An 18,165-nucleotide genomic window follows, 5' to 3' on the forward strand; every position below is an offset into this window, starting at 1 on the left:
GGCCGGATACGCCGCCGGACGCGGGACGCAACGCCGCCCCCGGCCGTCCGTGTCAGGGGCGGGCGGTAGGTTCCTCGGGACACCCGCACGAAGCATCGGAGAAACCCCCACCATGCCCTCCTCCACCGCCTGCCGCCTCGTCTACTGCGAGGGGTGGGACCCCGCCACCGCCCGCCCCGTCGGCCTGCTGGCCCCGGGCGCCGCACGGGAACGCGACGAGGCCGGTGAACAGTACGCCGTGCTCGTCCGGGACCCCGGGGGCGACCCGCTCGTCCTGCTGGAGATCGCCTGGTCGCACGACCACTGCGGGGTCTGGCTGTTCGACGCCGACGGCGAGCGGCGCACCCACCACCGCTACGCGCGCCGGGAGGGCGGCGCGCTCGCCCTCACCCACAGCCGACGCTGGCCGGACCCCGCCGCCACGGAGGGCACCGACGCGGACCAGGGGCTCGTGCTGACCACCGTCGTGCTGATGGGGTCGGAGTGGGCGAGCTACCACAACGACTACCTCGGCGGTGGGCGCACCACCGTCAACCGGTGGCCGGACGAGGACCTCGTGGCCATCGCGAACCTGTCGGCGCCCGGGTTCGGCCGCTGGGAGGAACTCCTGGCGCTGCACCCCCGGCTGCACGACACGCCCTTCCGGTTGAGTGACGTCGACGTCGAGCCCGACCCCGCTCCCGTACCCGCGCCCTGGAGTCCTCCGGGCCCGCTGGCGCCGGTCGGTGTCGACGAGCTCTTCCGGCCGGGGACGCGACACCGGGACGCGCGGTGGAAGAGCGCGGGCACGGTCGAGGTGCACGACATCGGGACGATCGCCCTGCCCACCGGGCGGCTCCTCGTCTGTGACCCCTCCCGGCTGGTGGACGCCGAGGAGGAGCAGGCCCTGGCGGTCCCCCTGCCGCCCGGCGATCACCCCATGCGGCTGTCGGTGCTGCGCTCCACCGCTCCCGACCGGGAGTTCGCCCTGGTGGCGGGCCTGCGGATCGACGTCGCGGATCTGGCGGGAACTCCGGTCGAGACCTGGGAGATGGCCCTGAGCCCGGGCCAGGACTTCCACGTCCTCGGAGAGGGTCAGTTCTTCGGCGTGCTGGTGGACGGCGGCAGCGGTGTGGTCAGTGCCTGCGACGTGTCATGTCTGCCCCACCTCCAGGAACTGTTCCTGGAGTCGGAGCGCGACCACAACCTCGTCATCGGCCACACGGGGCAGGAGCGGGAGCGGTTCGCCGACCGGGAACGGCGGATGCGGGAGGCGGCCCGGGCCTTCCTCGACGCCCCCGGCTCCCACACGGCCCAGGTGTTCGCGGGTACCGTCGGCGACTCCATGGGCGGGGAGGCGCACACCCGGCACGGTGTGCTCCTGCTGCGGCGGCTGGCGCACGCGATCGTCCACACGGAGGCCCCCGATTCCCTCGCCTCCACCGACCCCCGTGCGCGGTCCGGGGACACCAGCCACTGGTCCAGGACCCTGGACGAGCCCGTCAGCGGCGGGAACCTGGTGACCGTTCCCGCCGGTTACGGCGCCGATCCCTGCCCGATGTGGCTGGGGCGGACCGCCGACGGCCGCGTCGCCGCCCTGGTCGTCGACACCCGGGTCATCGACCGGCCCCTGGAGACGTAGCCGTTCGGGCGCGTTCCACGGGCGACCCCACCAGCCGGTCGAGGCACCTGGAAGCGGTGGGTCCGCCATCTCGGTGAGGGCGGTTCGCGGACACCTGTCATCGGCGGCGCCCTCCTCGGGGCCTCCCCCTCATCGTCCATCCACGGCCACGGGGGCGAGGCGCGGGACATCCCCGCCCCCGCCCCTACCCGTGGTCCCCCTGCGCCTGCGTGCCCAGAAGGCTCAGGATGTCGCTGTCCCCGCGATCGTCCAGGCACTCCCGTACCCGCTCCTCGGAGGCGTCCGAGGGGAGGCCGAGCGCCGCGGCGAGGGCGGCCACCGTGTCGGAGCCGGCCACCGTGTCGGAGCCGGCCACCGTGCCGGAGCCGGCGGCCGACGCGGGCACACCGGCCAGGTGCAGGGCACGGGTCAACGGGTCGGTGCCCGCGGAGTCGGCCGGGATCACCCGGCACCGCACGCGCCCCTCGCAGATGGTGATGAAGGCGTGGTCTCCGACGTTGGCGCCCTCCTCCACGAGCAGGGGGCGGACCGAACTCATCAGCGGCTGCTGCTTCCAGGCCGCCACCGCCTCGCGGTCGCCGATCAGCACCGGCATCCGTACGCCGGGGCGCATGCCCGTCCAGGCGGCGAAACCGTTCGGGATCGGAAAGCCCGAGCCGCGTAGGTGGTCGGCGTTGACCTCCACCCGCAGCCACCAGGTGCCGTCGGCGTCAGTGAAGCACCTGCGGGTGCGGTCGACCGAGCGGCGGGGACGATAGGAGCCGTCGCCGTCCGCCGCGGTGTCGCCGGGAAGGGCGATCCACCCGGGCCGGGGGTGCGCGAACGCGCTGCCCGCCGTCAGACCGCGCACGGTGGTCTCGGTGACGTCGAAGCGCCGGGAGATCGTTTCGGCGAGTTCGCAGACACGCATCTCGCCCCCGGCGCGCTCCAGTTCGCGGCGTACCGTCCCCTCGACGCCCAGGTACTCCTCACCACCCCACACGCGCAGACCGAACACGCGCCGGTCCCGCCGGATGAGGCGGTAGTCGTTGTGCAGCCGGTCCCGGAAACCGCCCTCGCTGAACTCGCCGCCGATGTGTTCGACGAGCTCGTCGACGTGCATGGGGCGTCCCGTCGCGGACAGGACGGCGAACGCCTTCTCCTGCAGGTTGCGCACCCACCGCAGGACGTGGTCCGCCAGGACGCGGGTCTGCGGCTGTGCCTCGATCCAGGCGCGCGCGTGCTCGGGGCGCACGCCCGCCTCGTGCACGATGTCCAGGACCTCGCCGAGCGGCACCGCGGTCCGATCCGCCAACAGATCCGCGAGTCGGTTGGCCAGGGTGTCGGCGGCCTCGGTCACGACCCAGTCCCCCTCGACGCGGTGCTCCGGGAGCAGGGTGAGGACGACGCGTCCCATCGGGACGTCCAGGGCGGGTGGGCGCAGGGCGTACTCGGGGCGCAGGGCCCAGAACGCGTCGAGCGGGGCCGCCGTGCCCAGCGCGGCGGACACCTCCGCCGCGTGGGTCGTCAGGGGCTGACCGGCGGGGGACGCCAACCAGGCCCTCAGGTTCTGGTCGACCTGCTTGTTGATCTGGCGGACCCGTTCCCTGCTCACCCCGAAGTCGCTGCTGATGGCCTCCAGCGTCTCGGGCGTATCCGTGAAGATCCGGCGCGAGGCCAGGGCGCGTCGGCGTTCGTCGCCCGCCTCGAGCCACCCGTTGATCGCGTCGAGCAGGGTGGTGTCGTGGCTCCCGTCCGGGACCGGTTCCCCCGCGGCGGGGGCGGGGGCGTCGTCGGCGGGTCCGTCGGCCGCGACGACCGCCTCCGCCTCCGCGCCGTCCCCTGTCTCCGGGGCCTCGGACGGCGCGACCCCGGTGCCCGATCGATCGCCCTCCACACCGGTGTCCGCGACGGTCGTCACCGTCTCGTCACCGTCCTGGGGACCGTCGTCCCCAGTGCCCTCCCGCGGCAGCCGTGCCAGGACGGCCAGGAACGCCTCCCGGAGCGCCTTCCGAGCACCCTCCTCCCCCAGCTGTTCGGTCAGCCGCCACAGCGGATTGGCGAGCGCCCGGTGTTCGTCCGAGACGCCCTCGACCTCCGCTCCCGCGAGAACGGACGCGTACAGCGCGGGCATGACCTCGCCCGGGGCCCGCCCCTCCCAGCGGTCGAGCGCCAGCCGGGCCATTCCCGAGGCGAGATGGTCGGCCCCGACGCGACCCAGCACGAGCGGCAGGCGCAACCGCCGCCACCAGCGCTCCTCGGGCAGGGACGGATGGCCGAGCGCCGTGCCGACCAGGTCGTCGCACGTGTGGTCGAGGGCGGGTACGAGGTGGGTGAGCCGGAAATCGACGGGTCGGGTCAAGGAGGGGCCTCTCACGTCGAGGGGGTGCCGTGGCCCTCATGATGCACGGCCCCTGTGACCAACTGATACCGAGGCCCATCCCACAACCGGGGCGACCCCGATGTCCTCGCAGGTCGCGGCGGCGGGTGACCGGTAACGGCCATCCGCGCCCACCGGGTGCGTCCGGTGTCGCCCAACGACGCGTGAGTGCGGTCGGGCACGCCCCGGTGCGCGATCCGTCACCGTCCCCCTGGTGCGTACTCACACGGAAACCCCCTCTGGCCTGCGGTAGTGTGGGCCCTCGTTGTCGCGTGGCCGCCGTGGACCCGGGGAGTTCCCCGTCCTTCCCGGAACCGCCCCGGCGACCCGGCGGGCCGCTGTCGACGTCCCGTCCCGCTCCACCGCGTGCCGGCTCCGCTCGGCGGCCGTCGCCACGACCCCGTCGCCGCCGGACACCGTACGGGCACGCCGGGCGGAGCCTTGCCGATACCGGCCCAGGCGCGCCGGTGCTTCCATTCGAGGGGCTTCCTCTACTCCATGTTCTCCACGCTGCGTTCACGCGCGTTCGCGCGAGGCAGACGTTCCGACCGCTGGGTCACCGGCGTGACCGGCGCCTTCCTGGCCGCGTTCGTCCTCGCGTCCCTACTCTCACCCCGAACGGTCGGGGCCGTGGTGGACACGGCCTTCACCTGGTCGGCGCGCTGGTTCGGCGCCTACTGGCAGCTCCTGATGCTGGCCACCTTCGTCGTCGTCACCGTCCTGGCCTTCTCCCGCTACGGCAGGGTCCGCATGGGCGGCGCCGACGCCCCCGAGTTCGGCCGGTTCACCTGGGTGGCGATGATCGCGACCACCCTGCTGGCCGCGGGAGGGGTGTTCTGGGCCGCGGCCGAACCCATCGCCCACTACGCCTCCGCGCCGCCGCGGTACGCCGACGCGGCGGGCGGAACCGAGAGAGCGGCCGTCGCGATGGCGCAGAGCTTCGTGCACTGGGGTTTCATCGCCTGGGCCGCCGGCGGTTCGCTGGCCACCCTGGTCATGATGCGCGGTGTGGAGAAGGGCATGCCGCTGCGTCCGCGCACCCTGTTGTGGCCGCTGATGGGGGAGCGGGTGCGCACGCACTGGATCGGCGCGGTCGTCGACATCAGCTGCGTGCTCGCCGTGGTCGCCGGGACCGTGGGGCCGATCGGCTTCCTCGGACTGCAGATCTCCTACATCACCGGCGCGCTGTTCGGCCTGCCCGACACCTACGCCGTCCAGGCGCTGATCATCCTCGGTCTGACCGTCGTGGCCGCGATCTCCGTGCTGAGCGGCATCCACCGGGGTATCCAGCTGCTGAGCAGGGCCAACGTCTGGCTGGCCCTGGTGCTCATCGCCGCCGTCGTCAGTATGGCGTCGCTGCCCTTCGTCGTGGACCTCTACCTCCAGGCGAGCACCGTGCACGCGCGGGAGTTCCTGGCCATGAGCCTGTACCGGGGCGACGAGGTGTGGCTCGGGTACTGGACCCTGTTCTTCTTCGGCTGGTTCCTGGGCTTCGGCCCCATGATGGCGATCTTCTTCGCCCGCATCTCCCGGGGCCGCACCGTACGCGACATCTACGTCGGCGCGACGGTCCTGCCCACGGTGGTCACCACGGTCTGGTTCACCGCTCTGGGCGGTACCGGTATCTGGCTGGAGCAGCGGGACCCGGGGGCGGTCACCGGCCCCTACGCCGAGGACGGCCTGCCCGCGGCGGCGCTGTCCATCCTGGAGGCGCTGCCGATGACCGCGCTTCTGGGCGTGCTGACGGTTCTCGTGGCCCTGATCTTCCTGGCGTCCACGCTCGACTCGATGTCCTACGCCATCGCGGCCTCCAGCATGCGCGAGGGCGAGCCCTCGGGTCTGGTCCGCGCGGTCTGGTGTGTGGGGATGGGACTGGCGGCCGTCGCGCTGCTCCTGGTGGGGGACGGCGGCATCCAGGCGTTGCAGTCCTTCATCGTGGTGACCGCGGTCCCCGTGGGCCTGATCATGCTGCCGACGCTGTGGACCACGCCCCCGCTGCTGCGCGCCATGGCCGTCGAACAGGGCATCGTCGGGCCGTCCCGGTCCCCGTCCCCGCACGCGGAGCCGGAGGGTTCCCGGACCCCGGAGGCGGGGACACCGGTGGGCTGACCCGGGCGGGACCGCCGCCACGTGCCGGGGACGCGCTCACGCGTACACGTCCCACAGGTGGCGGTAGGCGTCCAACGCGCCCTGGTCGTTGTCCAGCCAGAAGTTGCCCCCCACGTCGGAGTGGAAGTAGCACAGCCAGGCCAGGCCGTGCTCGGTGAGCGGTCCGAGCTCGGCGAACGATCGCATCCACGCGGCCTTGCGCTCGGGGGAGACGTTCCCGCGGTCCTGGTCCACCCCGAACTCGCCGATACCGAAGGCCAGGCCGTTGGCGTTCGCGTAGTCCAGCGCGGCCCGCACGTGTTCGACGGCTGACAGCTCCGGCGTTCCCTCCATGTCGACGTAGCTGTCCACGGCGAGGAAATCGGACAGCTCCGGGATGACGTACTCCAACTCGTTGCGGTTCCGCACGCCCCAGTTCGTCAGGCAGGGCCCGATCCCGGCGAACCCGCCGACCTCGGAGCAGGCCCGGTGGGTGGTGCGGTAGAGGGCGTGGTACTCCTCGGGCGGCATGTTGTCCCGGGGCTCGTGGTGGGGGACGACCCACACGTTCGACCGGTCCGGGACCGAGGCGAACAGGTCCACCAGGGTGTCGGTCGGCGTCGTCGGCAGGGGTTTGAACGACCACACCTGTACGCGCACGCCGTGGTCGTGGCGCAGGTACGACTCCGAGAACGAGGCGGGCACGCCCGGGTCGTACACGCGTCGTGCCTGGAGGGGGCGCTCCGCCGCGGCCTCGGCCCGCGCGATGGCCTCGGGCCAGGACGCGGTGCCGTCCCTCCACCCCACCGCCATTCCGACCGCCGTCGTCGCCGGTGACGCGGCCTCCAGGGTGGACACGCGGCCCTCCAGAGCGCGGACCCGGGTTTCGAGGGCCTTGATCCTGTCCAGGGCCGCTTCGCCCAGGACGGTGACCAGTTCACTCATGCTCACTTCTCCAGCGTGGGTGCGTTCGTCCGCGTGTCCCGTGCGGGGAGGAACACCGGACGTTCGTTTTCGGTGAGAACGCGGGGGTCGGGGCGCCGCCCACGGAACGGACTGTCTGATGACCGTGCGAGAAACCGGCCATCCCACCTGGGCGGACTCATGTGAACAGCGTATGAATTTCGCGCGCGCGATTCCATTCCTGGCCACCAGGTTGTTCATGGTCGCACTATTGATGTTTATGTCATACCGTTTCGTGTTTTCGGAAATTCGGAGTGGAATCGACGCCCGTGTTTCGGGAACCGCCTCCGCCGTGACCCGGGGAACGTGTCTCCCGCAGGGTGCGGGTCGTCCTGTACGATCGCCTTGGGCGTACGACCAATTCGCGTGCGCGCGGGCGTGACGAGAGGACCCCATGTTCTTCACCTACCGGCGGTTCGCTGAGCGGAGGAGGGCGGAGCTGCACGCCCGGGGACACCTGGTGGCCACACGCGCCGGCACGGTCGAGTACGCCGAGACCGGACCCGCCGGCGGCCCACCCGTGCTGTACTTCCACGGCGGGCCGGGCGGCCACGAGCAGCTCCACGTGCTCGATCCCCTCGCCCGGCGGGGCTACCGGGTCATCGGCTGGTCCCGGCCGGGCTACCTGCGCACGCCGCTCACGACGGGCCGGACGTTCGCCGAGCAGGCCGACGCCGCCGCGGCCCTGCTCGACGAACTCGGTGTGCGCTCCGCGGCGGCGTACGCGATCAGCGGCGGAGGCCCGTCAGCGATCGAGTTCGCGCGCCGCCACCCGGCACGGACCGGCTCGCTCGTGCTCGAATCGGCCATCAGCGGACGCTACGACCCCGTCATCTCCCCGACGGCCGGGCGGATCTACCTCAGCCCGTACGGCACCTGGCTGATCACCCGCCTGGCCGAGCGGTGGCCGCGCGCCGCCGTGGCCGACCTCGTGCGCCAGGAGTCGTCCCTGGACGCCCGGACGCGGCGCGGTGTGGTCGAGTGGATCATGGCCGACCGGGGGCGGTCGGCGCTGGTCCGCGAACTCCTCGCCGGTCTCACGCCCTACGAGGACCGCGCCGCCGGACTGGACAACGACCTCCTGCGGTGGGCCGAGCTCGACGACACCCTGACCACCGGGGTCACCTGCCCGACCCTGGTCCTGCACGGCTCGCACGACGGCGACGTCGACCCCGCCCACGCCCGCCACGCCGCCGCCACCATCCCCGGCGCCGACCTTCACGTCGTTCCCGGGGGCTGGCACATCCTGCCGCTCTCGCCAGGCGGCGGCTCCGCCCGCGAGGCGCTGCGTGACTTCCTCGCCGCCCGGAACGGCGGCGGTCCCGGTCCCCGGCCCGCGCCGGCGCCGTGACTCAGGACCCGGGCGTCCACTCGCCCGGGCAGGTCGTGCACCGTACGGTGGCCGACAGTGACGTGTCGCCGTGGGCGGCGGGGAGCGGCCGGCCCTCTCCGACACCCTTCCACTGCTCGGCGGTCGCCCCGTGGACCCATCCCCAGCCCGGGTGCTCGCCCGACCGGACCTTGGCCTCGTCGTTGTGCCAGCATCCGAGCTGGTGGGCCATACTCCGCGGGGAGATGAGGATGGTGTCCGGCGGGAAGGGGGGTGTCGTCATGGGGCGATGTTCCCTGACCGCACCCGCCCCCGCCAGGGGTCGAAGGTCACATACACCAGCCCCCGCACGGAACTGGGCCCCGCCCGTCACGCCAACCTCTTCAGCACCCGGGGCAGCTCCCGCGTGTGCGCGACCGTCAGCCGCTTCGTGGCGCGGGTGAGCGCCACGTACAGGTCGTTGGCCCCGCACGGCTGTTCCATGAGGACGTCCGGCTCCACGACCACCACCGCGTCGAACTCCAGCCCCTTGGCCTCCGTCGCGGTCAGCACCACCACCCGCCGGCCGTCGCCCCCACGTCCGGCCCGCCCGGCCTCCGGCAGCGCCGCCGCGACCCCGTCCACGTCCCGGTCACCCGCGACGACCGCGACCCGTCCCTCGCCGATCGCCCCGATCTCCTCCGCGACCAGAGCGGGCAGCCCCACCGCCCAGGGCTCCCCGAGCCGCACGGCGCGCGGCGGGTCGCCCTCCTCCCGGACCGACTCCGGAGGCTCCTCCTCCGGCGCCGCCTCCCGCAGCACGTCCGCGGCCACCGCCATGATCGGCGCCGGGGTCCGGTAGTTCACCCGCAGCCGCTCCACGTGCACCTTCTCCCGCGCGTAGGGCTCCAGCGCACTGAGCCACGACCGGGTCCCCATCGTGTTCCCCGTCTGGGCGAGGTCCCCCACGACGGTCAACGACCGCGTCGGCACCCGCCGCATCACCGCGCGCCAGGCCATGGGCGACAGCTCCTGCGCCTCGTCCACGATCACGTGCCCGTAGGTCCACTCCCGGTCCGCCCCCGCGCGGTCGGCGGTGGTCAGGCCGGGGCCGGAGCCGCGGTGGCGCTCCGCCAACGTGGCCTCCTCGATGAGCTTGGACCCGTCCCACACCCTGACCTCGGACAACCCGGTGGCCTCCAGCACCCCCCGGGCGTAGCGCTCCTCCTCGGCCCGCTCGGCCGCCTCGCGCCGCGCCCGGGCCCGGTCGGCGCTGTCGTCCCTGCCGAGGAGGTCGGCGGCCTCGTCCAGGAGCGGTACGTCCTCCACGGTCCACGCCGACCCCCGGGCGCGGACCAGGACGGCGCGCTCGTCGGAGCCCAGCCCCGCCCGTTCCCCCACGCGTTCCAGCGCCTCGGGGTCCGCGAACAGCTCCTCCAGCAGCAGCCGCGGCGTCAGCGGCGGCCACAGCGCGTCGATCGCCGCCCGCACCGGGTCCTCGTGCCAGAGCCGCTGACCGTGGAAGGGCAGGTCCTCCTCGTCGGCCGGCCGTGACAGCAGCGCGGCCTCGGCCCGCGCGAGTTCGGTGAGCAGCGCGTTCACCACGTACTTCCGGACCACGTTGTGCGCCCGGCGCGAGCCCCGCGCGGCGGACAGGACGCGCTCGCACTCGGGGCCGGGCACGACCAGGACGCCCGCGTCGGTCTCCACCCGCAGGTCGGACGATCCAAGCGCCCGCGTCGGTGTGCGCTGGCGGTCGCGTACGGCGGCCCGCACCAGGTCGACCATCCGCGTGGAGCCCTTGACGCACGCGCTCGCGTGCGGGTCGTGCCCGTGCGCCTCGACACCGGGGAGCAGGGTGCCGACCGTGCGCATCACCACGTCCGTCTCCCCGAGCGAGGGCAGCACGTCGCCGATGTAGCGCAGGAACGCCGGGTTGGGGCCGAGGACGAGCACTCCGCGCCGCTCCAGAACACGCCGGTGCGTATAGAGCAGGTAGGCGGCCCGGTGCAGGGCGGCGACGGTCTTGCCGGTGCCCGGCCCGCCCTGGACGACGAGGACCCCGGACAGCCCGGCCCGGATCACCCGGTCCTGCTCGGACTGGATGGTGGCCACGATGTCGCCCATCCGCCCGGTCCGGCCCCGGTGCAGCGAGGCGAGCAGCGCCGCCTCTCCGACCAGTCGGCGCCGGTCGGTCTCGGTGAGGCCGTCGGGGTCGAAGACCTCGTCGTCCAGGCCCACGACACGGCGGCGGCGCACCCGCAGGTGACGGCGGCGGGCGAGTCCGGCCGGCGCACCGGGGGTGGCGGCGTAGAAGGGGCGGGCGGCGGGGGCGCGCCAGTCGACGAGGATGGTCTCGTGATCGGCGTCGCGCAGCCCGATCCGGCCGACGTACAGCGTCTCGCCCCCGCCGTCCTCGGTGCGGCCGCCGTCCTCGGCGGCCAGGTCGATCCGGCCGAAGCACAGTCCCTCCTCGACCGAACCCAGCTGCGACCGGCGCCTGGCCTGCGCGTACGACCGGTCCTCGCGCTCCACGAGAGCCGCGTAGCCGGACCGGTCCTGTAGGTGGGCGGCGGAGAGCTGGTCGTCGGCGTGGGAGCGCAGGGCGTCCAGCCGCTCGTACATGGCGCTGACCCGTACCTGTTCCTCGGCCAGGGCGGCGCGCTCCGAGGAGGAGGCGCCCCCGGAGGAGGGGGACGGGTGCGCGGCGTCGTCCGACATCGGGTCCGGTGCTGCGTCCGCTTGACGGAACTCCATCTACTTGCTATCCTTTAGTTAGATGGGTTTTTGTGTGCTCAATATGGAAATTGCGAAATCCATACTGTAGCACGCGCTCCGTCGTCCGCGCGCTGTTCAGTCGCCCCCGTCGGCGAATCCCAGCCGGTTCAGCGCCGTCCCCACGCGCTCCTCCTCCTCGGCCAGGAACGCGGCGAACTCCGCGCCCTCCAGGTACGCGTCCGTCCACCGGTTGCGCTCCAGCTCCGTCCGCCACTCGGGCGAGTCGTGCAGCGTCGCGACCACCGCGAGCAGTTCCTCCCGGTCCGCGGCGGACAGCCCCGGCGGCGCCAGCAACCCGCGCCAGTTGAGGAAGTGCAGCGGTATCCCCGCCTCCGCCAGCGTCGGCGCGTCCGTCCCCGGGTCGGGGTCCGCGCCGGTCACGGCCAACACCCGCAGCTGTCCGGAGTCGATCGCCGCGCGCTGCTCGCTCGGACCGGCCGCCGCGACGCTCACCTCGTGACTGAGCAGTGCCGCCTGCATCGGGCCGCCTCCGTCGTAGGTGCGGTAGTCCACCTCCGCCGGGTCGATCCCCAGCTCCTCGGCCAGCAGCATGGTCACCATGTGGTCGGGACCCCCCGGGGTCGAGCCCCCGCCGATCACCACGCTCGAGGGGTCGGCGCGCCACGCGCGCGCCATGTCGTCGATCGTGTCGAACGGGGAGTCCGGCGGCACCAGCAGCGCCTCGGGCTCCTCGATCAGCCGGGCCAGGGGAGTGGCCTCCGTCGCCGAGTGCGACGCCGACTCGATGTGGGAGTTGGCCAGCACCCCCAACCCCATCTGGAGGATCAGGCCGGGGGTGCCGCGCTCGTACACCAACCGCGCCAGGGCCGCGGTGCCCGACACCCCCGGCAGGTTGAACACCGTCACTTCCGAAACCGTCCCGGTCTCCTCCAGGACCGCCTTGATCGTCCGCGCCGTGTGGTCGTATCCGCCTCCGGGCGGCGTCGGCACCATGATCCGCAGCTCCGCGGGGCCGCGCACGGGCAGACAGCCGGTCAGTGGCAGGCAGGCCGCCAGGGGCAGCACGAAACCGGCGGCCAGTACGGCGCGCCGGCTCGTGCCCCTCATGCGATCCGCCTCCTCGTCAGCCCTTCAGCGACTCCGCGCGGTCGGAGTCCTCCTCGGCGCTCCGGTCGGCGGTCTCGGCGGCGGCCCTGCCCGCGGACCGATCGGCCGCGCGCTCCCGGACCGCCCGCACCAGCGACGGAACCATCGACAGCACCGCCAGGGCGACGAGCCCCGCGGAGATCGGCTCGGTCACGAACACCGACCAGTCCCCGCCGGAGATCTGCAGCGCCTGGCGCATGGACTTCTCCATGAGCCCGCCCAGGATCAGCCCCAGGATCATCGGCGCGGCCGGGAAGTCGTTCTGCCGCATGAGGAACCCGATCACGCCGAACGCGGTCAGCAGGCCCAGATCGAACACGCTGAAGCTGAGCCCGTACACCCCCACCACGCAGAATACGACGACCAGCGGGATCAGGACCGCCTTCGGCGTCTTCAACACCTTGGCGAACACCGGGATCAGCGGCAGGTTCAGCACGAGCAGCACCGCGCTGCCGATGTACATCGACGCGACCAGGCCCCAGAACATGTCCGGGTTGTCGGTGAGCATCAGCGGGCCCGGCTGCACGCCCAGCACCAGCAGCGCGCCGAGCAGGATCGCCGTCGTGCCCGAACCTGGCACGCCCAGCGTCATCAGCGGGACGAACGAGCCCACGGCGGCGGCGTTGTTGGCCGACTCCGGGGCGGCCACGCCCTTGGGGTTGCCCTGCCCGAACGTGTCACCGTCCCTGGCGATGCGCTTCTCCGCCGAGTAGGAGAGGAAGGACGCCACGGTCGCGCCCGCGCCCGGCAGCACACCGGTGAAGAAGCCCAGGACACCCGAACGCAGCGTCGGCGGGGTGATCCGCGCCATCTCCCGCCCGCTCAGCCGGAGCGAGGTGACACCGCCCTGGGCTCCGCCCCGGCCGCGGCGGTTCAGCATCACGAACACCTCGGCCAGGGCGAACACGCCGAGCGCCACGATGAGGAACTCCACGCCCTCGAACAGTTCGGGAAGGTCGAAGGTGAACCGGGTGATCGCGGTCTGGGAGTCGATGCCCACGAGCGCGATCATCACACCCACGACCGCCGAGACGAGCCCCTTGACGAGGTTGCGCCCGGCCAGGGAGACCACGGCGGTCAGGCCCAGCACCATCAGCGCGAAGTACTCGGTCGGGCCGAAGCTGACCGCGAACGAGGCCAGGCTGGGAGCGATCATCATCAGGCCGATGACGCCGATCGTGCCGCCCGTGAAGGACGACAGCGCGGCGATCGCCAGCGCCTTGCCCGCCTTGCCCTGGCGGGCCATGGGGTAGCCGTCGAACGACGTGGCGACGGTACCGGCCACACCCGGCGCGTTGAGCAGGATGGACGACGTGGATCCGCCGAAGATCGCCCCGTAGTAGACCCCGGCCAGCATGATGATCGCCGAGGTCGGGTCCATACCGTAGGCGATGGGGATCATCAGCGCGATCGCGCTCATCGGGCCCAGCCCCGGCAGGATGCCGATGACCGTGCCGGCGAGCACGCCGATGAAGACGAAGAGCAGATTCTGCGGGGTGACCGCTACCGCGAACCCCTGGACGAGTTGATCGAGCATGGTGAGGGTGTCTTTCGCCTCGGTGGGGTCAGAACGGCAGCGGTCCGCTCGGCAGGACGACGCCCAGCCCCTCGGACATGGCCAGATACAGGGTCAGGGGCAGGCCGATCGCGACCGCGGCGGTCGCCACGTGGCGCCGGTAACCCAGGTAGACGGTCATCGAGCCCAGGTACAGGGCCGTGGACAGGATGAACCCGAGGGGTTCGAACAGCGCCACGTAGACGATGAGCGCCCCGACGAACAGCGCGACCTCCAGGCGCGGGTCCTTCAGACGCCCCAGTGCGGCCGTGCCGGCGCCGGCGGAGTCGCCGCCCGGGGCGGCCGCGGGTTCCCTCCCGGCCTCGGCCGAACCGCCCTCCTCCGCGCCCGCCTCGTCGCCGGCCGTCACGTCGGCCTCCGGGGCCGCCTCGTCGTCCGTCGCGTCCGGGGTGCGCTGGAAGAACAGCAGCGCCGCCAGCACCAGCAGCACCACACCGAGCCAACGCGGCAGGGTGCCCGGCTGCACGGGGACGTTCACCGCCGTGTACTCGGGCACCTGGAAGGCGAGGACCAGGTAGCCGAGCGCGAACACGCCGAGCGCGATCGCCACCGTCCGGTTGCCGAACCCGAAGGTCCTCTTGTTCCCGGGGCCTGCGGTCGTGGCGAGGCCCTCGCTCCTGGCGGGGGCCTGGGGGGTCTGGGACCCCCCGAGGGGGCGGAGCGGGGCCGCCCCCTCAGAGCCCGTCTCATGCGGGGTCATGGTGTCCTCCGTCGTCACTGGAGCCCGACCTCGGTCAGGATCTCGGTGAACTCGGAGCGCTTCTCGTCCAGGAACGCCCCGAAGTCCGCACTGTTCTGGTAGGCGTCGGTCCAGCCGAGCGAGGCCGACTCCTCCTGCCAGGCCTGCGTCTCCAGCAGGTCGGCGAACAGGTCCTCGTAGTAGGTGACCTGGGCCTCGTCCAGCCCCGAGGGAGCCATCACACCGCGCCAGATGTCGAAGGTGAAGTCGACGTCCTGGTCGAGGAGGGTGGGCACGTCCGCGATGGCCTCCACCGGCTCCGGAGAGGAGACGGCGAGCGCGCGGAGCTCACCGGCCTCGAGCATGCCCGCGGCCTCGCTGACACCGACGACCGCCGCGTCCACGTGTCCGCCGAGCAGGGCGGTCATGGCCTCGCCGCCGCCGTCGAAGGGCACGTAGCTGGCCGCGGCCGCGTTACCGCCCGCGGCGTCGATCGCGCCCGCCAGCGCGACGTGGTCCATGCTTCCGGGAGCGGAGCCGCCGCCGATGTTGGCGTCGCCCTCGTCCACCGTCTCGACCAGGTCGTCGAAGGTCTCCAGCTCCGAGTCGGCGGGAACCAGGTAGACGATGTAGTCGGTGGCCAGCCGCGCGATCGGGGTGAAGTCCTCGTGGTCGTACTCGGAGTCGCCCGCCATCGGCACCAGCAGGATGGGCGGGCTGGTCACGAACAGCTTCTGCGGGTCGCCCTCGTTGCCCGCGATGTAGGCCCAGCCGATCGCGCCGCCCGCGCCCGGCTTGTTGACCACCTGGATCGACTGGTCGACCAGGCCCTCCGACTCCAGCAGCCGGGCGCTCGTGCGGGCGAGCGTGTCCCAGCCGCCTCCGGTCCCGGCGGGGGCGGTGATCTCGATCGGGCCGTTCGGCTCCCACGTGCCGTCGGCGTTGGTGTTTCCACCGTCCTCGCCTCCGCAGGCCGACAGGGCCAGCGGGAGGACGGCGGCGGCCGCGGCCAGCCGCAGGGCACGGGCTCGCGTCAGCCCGGCACCGAGCGTGGAGGGGAGGTGGGATGTGATGCGCCGCATAGTGTCTCCGTAGGGGATGCCACCGGGTGTGTTCCGGATCTCTTGTGAGGCAACACACAGGCAAACAGACGGAAACACCAGTGAGAAGTGTTGTGATGGTTGTGCGGACAACGGAGGTAACGGACGTTGTGTTCGTAGTGTTCACGGTGCTTGCCGCGCCCGCGCCGGCCACGGCGGGGCGGCCGTGAACGGGGGCGGCGACGCGGTGCCGGGGCGGCGGCTCACCCTCGCCGGACAGTTCCTCGCCCTTCAGCTCGGGATCATCGTCACCGTGCTGGTCATGGTGGGTGCGGTGTCCCTCGCCCAGTCCGACGCCCGCCTGCGCCAGACCGAGAGCAGGCGCATGCTCGCCGTCGCCGAGAGCACCGCCGCCCGCGACACCATTCGGGTCGGGCTGGGCGATCCCGGGCGCGAGGAGGTCCTGGCGCCCCTCGCCGAGAGCGTCCGCGCCCTGTCCGGAGCCGACCTGGTCGTGGTCCACGACGACCGGGGGCGCCCGATCACCCTCGGCCCCGGACCCGTCGACGGGACCGACGAGGCCGACCTGCCGGGTGTGGCCACCGCGTTGGACGGCCGAGCCTGGACCGGGGTGACCGACGTCGCCGGCCAGCGCACGGTCGCCGCCGCCGTCCCCGTCATCGGCGAGGGCGGGACGATCCTCGGCGTCGTCGTCGCGGGCAGCGACTACCCGGGCCCCGGCGAGCTGCTCGTGCTGGCCACCCCCAACCTGCTCGTCTACCTCGGCATCGCCAGCGTGCTCGGCGTGGTCGGATCTCTGCTGCTGTCCCGCCGGGTCAAACGCCAGACCCTGGGCCTTGAGCCCGAGCAGATCACCCGTCTGGTGGAGCACCGCGAGGCCATGCTGCACGGTCTCAAGGAGGGCGTCCTCGGCCTGGACGCCGACGACCGCGTCACCCTGGTCAACGACGCCGCCGTCCGACTGCTCGACCTGCCCCCCGACAGCGTCGGCACCGCGCTCGCCGACCTCGACGTGCCCGGGGGCCTGCGCGACGTCCTGGTCGGGCGGGTGCGCGGCCGCGACACCGTCGTGGCCATCGGAGACCGCCTGGTCGCGCTCAACCGGATGCCGCTAGAGACCGAGGGCCGCGCGGTCGGTTCGGTCACCACCATGCGCGACCGCACCGACCTGGTGGAGCTCCAGCACGAACTGGACGCCAGCAAGACCACCACCGACACCCTGCGCGCGCAGGCGCACGAGTTCGCCAACCGGCTGCACGTCATCTCCGGCCTGCTGGAGCTGTCCGAGTACGACGAGGCGGCGCGCTACGTCAGCCAGATCGGCGGCGCCCGCGCCCGGCTGAGCGCCCAGGTCACCGAGCGGATCCAGGACCCGTCGGTGGCCGCCCTGCTCATCGCCAAGGCGAGCCTGGCCGCCGAACAGGGCGCCCAGCTGAGGGTGGCCACCGAGGCCCGGCTCGGCCAACTCTCCGAGGAACTGGCCGCCGACCTGGTCACGGTCGTGGCCAACCTGGTGGACAATGCGCTGGACGCGGCCACCCAGAACGCCGGACCGGACCGGCGCGCCTGGGTGGAGGTGGACATGGTCGGCGGGGGCGGCGACCCGGTACACGTGTCCGTGCGCGACTCGGGGCCGGGCGTGCCGAGCGAACTCGCCGACGAGGTGTTCCAGCACGGTTACACCACCAAGGACGGCTCGGGTCGCAAACGTGGCCTCGGCCTGGCCATCGTGAGCCTGGTGTGCGCGCGCTGCGGTGGTGAGGCCACCGTCTCGGGCTCCGAGTTCACCGCCGTCCTGTACGACCGCCACGACGACGAGGAGAACGGGTTATGAGCACGAGCCGAGCCGCTGACGACCGGGACGGCGACGCTGGTGGCCGGGGTGGGGAGCCGGAGGTGCGCACGCTCATCGTCGACGACGACTTCATGGTGGCGCGCGTCCACCGGGCCCTGGTCGAGCGCCTGCCCGGCTTCACCGTGGTCGGAGAGGCGCGGACCGGCGCCGAGGCCCTGGAGATGGTCGCCAGGACCCGCCCCGACCTGGTGCTCCTGGACGTCTACCTCCCCGACATGAACGGCATCGACGTCCTGCGCCGCCTGCGCGGCCCCGACGCGGGCGACGACCTGCCGGAGGTCGACGTCCTGGTCATCACGGCCGCCCGGGACAGCGCCACCGTCCGCCAGGCGCTGCGCGGCGGCGCGGTGCAGTACCTCATCAAGCCCTTCGAACCCGCCGAACTGATCGAGCGCCTGCGCGGGTACTCCCGGCTCCGCCGTGACCTGACCGCCGACACCGCGCCCGACCAGGACGCCGTCGACCGCGCCTTCGGGGCCACCCGGCCGCCGGAACGCGCCACCGCCACCCGGAACATGCCCAAGGGGCTGACCGCGGAGACCGCCGACCTCGTCCGCGCCGCGCTCACCCGGGCGGTGTCCGAGGGCGGCGCCGCGGCGGACCTGTCGGCCGCCGAGTGCGCGTCGGAGACGGGGGTCTCACGGGTCAGCGCCCGCCGTTACCTGGAGTACTTCGCCGAGCAGGGGCGCGCCGAGGTGCGGCTGCGGTACGGCACCGCCGGCCGGCCCGAGCGCCGCTACCGGTGGCTGGGCGGGTGAGGCTGTGTTTG

At 72.9% G+C, this 18,165-nt stretch carries 13 protein-coding genes; 5 read left to right on the top strand and 8 right to left on the bottom strand.

The annotated features are described in order from the left end of the window. Positions 1-112: 112 nt before the first annotated feature. Positions 113-1,621 (top strand): DUF4241 domain-containing protein, encoded by a 1,509-nt coding sequence (locus KIK06_RS04470; protein ID WP_268642023.1) that lies wholly within the window; start codon positions 113-115, stop codon positions 1,619-1,621. Positions 1,622-1,805: 184 nt separating this feature from the next. Here KIK06_RS04470 and KIK06_RS04475 read toward each other — a convergent pair whose 3' ends face one another. Then, positions 1,806-3,962, bottom strand: a complete 2,157-nt coding sequence (locus KIK06_RS04475; protein WP_268642024.1) for a sigma factor-like helix-turn-helix DNA-binding protein — start codon at positions 3,960-3,962, stop codon at positions 1,806-1,808. A 516-nt stretch (positions 3,963-4,478) separates the two neighbouring features. Between KIK06_RS04475 and KIK06_RS04480 the strand changes: the two genes are divergently transcribed. Continuing rightward, complete coding sequence (locus KIK06_RS04480; RefSeq protein WP_268642025.1) at positions 4,479-6,089, top strand: BCCT family transporter; 1,611 nt, start codon at positions 4,479-4,481, stop codon at positions 6,087-6,089. Between the two features lie 36 nt (positions 6,090-6,125). Here KIK06_RS04480 and KIK06_RS04485 read toward each other — a convergent pair whose 3' ends face one another. After that, positions 6,126-7,013: a hypothetical protein gene (locus KIK06_RS04485; protein WP_017597371.1), complete on the bottom strand. Its 888-nt coding sequence runs from the start codon at positions 7,011-7,013 to the stop codon at positions 6,126-6,128. Positions 7,014-7,425: 412 nt separating this feature from the next. On the opposite strand from KIK06_RS04485, the gene KIK06_RS04490 reads away from it, so the two are divergent. Next, a complete protein-coding gene (locus KIK06_RS04490; protein ID WP_268642026.1) occupies positions 7,426-8,382 on the top strand; it encodes an alpha/beta fold hydrolase in 957 nt (318 codons plus the stop codon). Position 8,383: 1 nt separating this feature from the next. Here KIK06_RS04490 and KIK06_RS04495 read toward each other — a convergent pair whose 3' ends face one another. The 6 genes from KIK06_RS04495 to KIK06_RS04520 all read right to left on the bottom strand — a co-directional run bounded on the left by KIK06_RS04495 (position 8,384) and on the right by KIK06_RS04520 (position 15,562). After that, a complete protein-coding gene (locus KIK06_RS04495) occupies positions 8,384-8,644 on the bottom strand; it encodes a hypothetical protein (RefSeq protein WP_268642027.1) in 261 nt (86 codons plus the stop codon). Between the two features lie 86 nt (positions 8,645-8,730). Further along, positions 8,731-11,061 carry a HelD family protein gene (locus tag KIK06_RS04500; protein WP_268645846.1) on the bottom strand — a complete coding sequence of 777 codons (2,331 nt, stop codon included), beginning with the start codon at positions 11,059-11,061 and terminating at the stop codon, positions 8,731-8,733. A gap of 132 nt (positions 11,062-11,193) precedes the next feature. Continuing rightward, the gene (locus KIK06_RS04505) at positions 11,194-12,186 is read right to left on the bottom strand and encodes a Bug family tripartite tricarboxylate transporter substrate binding protein (protein ID WP_268642028.1); all 993 of its coding nucleotides are present in this window, start codon (positions 12,184-12,186) and stop codon (positions 11,194-11,196) included. 16 nt (positions 12,187-12,202) lie between these two features. Continuing rightward, entirely contained in the window at positions 12,203-13,762 is a 1,560-nt protein-coding gene (locus KIK06_RS04510; protein WP_268642030.1) for a tripartite tricarboxylate transporter permease, read from the bottom strand. A gap of 28 nt (positions 13,763-13,790) precedes the next feature. Further along, positions 13,791-14,501: a tripartite tricarboxylate transporter TctB family protein gene (locus KIK06_RS04515; RefSeq protein ID WP_268642031.1), complete on the bottom strand. Its 711-nt coding sequence runs from the start codon at positions 14,499-14,501 to the stop codon at positions 13,791-13,793. Positions 14,502-14,515: 14 nt separating this feature from the next. Continuing rightward, on the bottom strand, positions 14,516-15,562 hold the full coding sequence (locus KIK06_RS04520; protein ID WP_268642033.1) for a tripartite tricarboxylate transporter substrate binding protein: 1,047 nt from the start codon (positions 15,560-15,562) through the stop codon (positions 14,516-14,518). Between the two features lie 184 nt (positions 15,563-15,746). Here KIK06_RS04520 and KIK06_RS04525 point away from each other — a divergent pair, with 184 nt between their 5' ends. Continuing rightward, positions 15,747-17,375, top strand: a complete 1,629-nt coding sequence (locus KIK06_RS04525; protein ID WP_268642035.1) for a sensor histidine kinase — start codon at positions 15,747-15,749, stop codon at positions 17,373-17,375. Next, on the top strand, positions 17,372-18,154 hold the full coding sequence (locus tag KIK06_RS04530; RefSeq protein WP_268642036.1) for a response regulator: 783 nt from the start codon (positions 17,372-17,374) through the stop codon (positions 18,152-18,154). The genes KIK06_RS04525 and KIK06_RS04530 overlap by 4 nt, the downstream gene beginning before the upstream one ends. The last annotated feature ends 11 nt before the right edge of the window (positions 18,155-18,165 follow it).

Source organism: Nocardiopsis sp. EMB25 (assembly GCF_026797795.1).
GTDB classification, from domain to species: Bacteria; Actinomycetota; Actinomycetes; order Streptosporangiales; family Streptosporangiaceae; genus Nocardiopsis; species Nocardiopsis lucentensis.

What these genes read in the sequence shown, in the direction of transcription:
- KIK06_RS04470 (WP_268642023.1), top strand. Translation starts at nt 113, where the DNA reads ATGCCCTCCTCCACCGCCTGCCGCCTCGTCTACTGCGAGGGGTGGGAC.
- KIK06_RS04480 (WP_268642025.1), top strand. Translation starts at nt 4,479, where the DNA reads ATGTTCTCCACGCTGCGTTCACGCGCGTTCGCGCGAGGCAGACGTTCC.
- KIK06_RS04485 (WP_017597371.1), bottom strand. Translation starts at nt 7,013, where the DNA reads ATGAGTGAACTGGTCACCGTCCTGGGCGAAGCGGCCCTGGACAGGATC.
- KIK06_RS04490 (WP_268642026.1), top strand. Translation starts at nt 7,426, where the DNA reads ATGTTCTTCACCTACCGGCGGTTCGCTGAGCGGAGGAGGGCGGAGCTG.
- KIK06_RS04495 (WP_268642027.1), bottom strand. Translation starts at nt 8,644, where the DNA reads ATGACGACACCCCCCTTCCCGCCGGACACCATCCTCATCTCCCCGCGG.
- KIK06_RS04500 (WP_268645846.1), bottom strand. Translation starts at nt 11,061, where the DNA reads ATGTCGGACGACGCCGCGCACCCGTCCCCCTCCTCCGGGGGCGCCTCC.
- KIK06_RS04505 (WP_268642028.1), bottom strand. Translation starts at nt 12,186, where the DNA reads ATGAGGGGCACGAGCCGGCGCGCCGTACTGGCCGCCGGTTTCGTGCTG.
- KIK06_RS04510 (WP_268642030.1), bottom strand. Translation starts at nt 13,762, where the DNA reads ATGCTCGATCAACTCGTCCAGGGGTTCGCGGTAGCGGTCACCCCGCAG.
- KIK06_RS04515 (WP_268642031.1), bottom strand. Translation starts at nt 14,501, where the DNA reads ATGACCCCGCATGAGACGGGCTCTGAGGGGGCGGCCCCGCTCCGCCCC.
- KIK06_RS04520 (WP_268642033.1), bottom strand. Translation starts at nt 15,562, where the DNA reads ATGCGGCGCATCACATCCCACCTCCCCTCCACGCTCGGTGCCGGGCTG.
- KIK06_RS04530 (WP_268642036.1), top strand. Translation starts at nt 17,372, where the DNA reads ATGAGCACGAGCCGAGCCGCTGACGACCGGGACGGCGACGCTGGTGGC.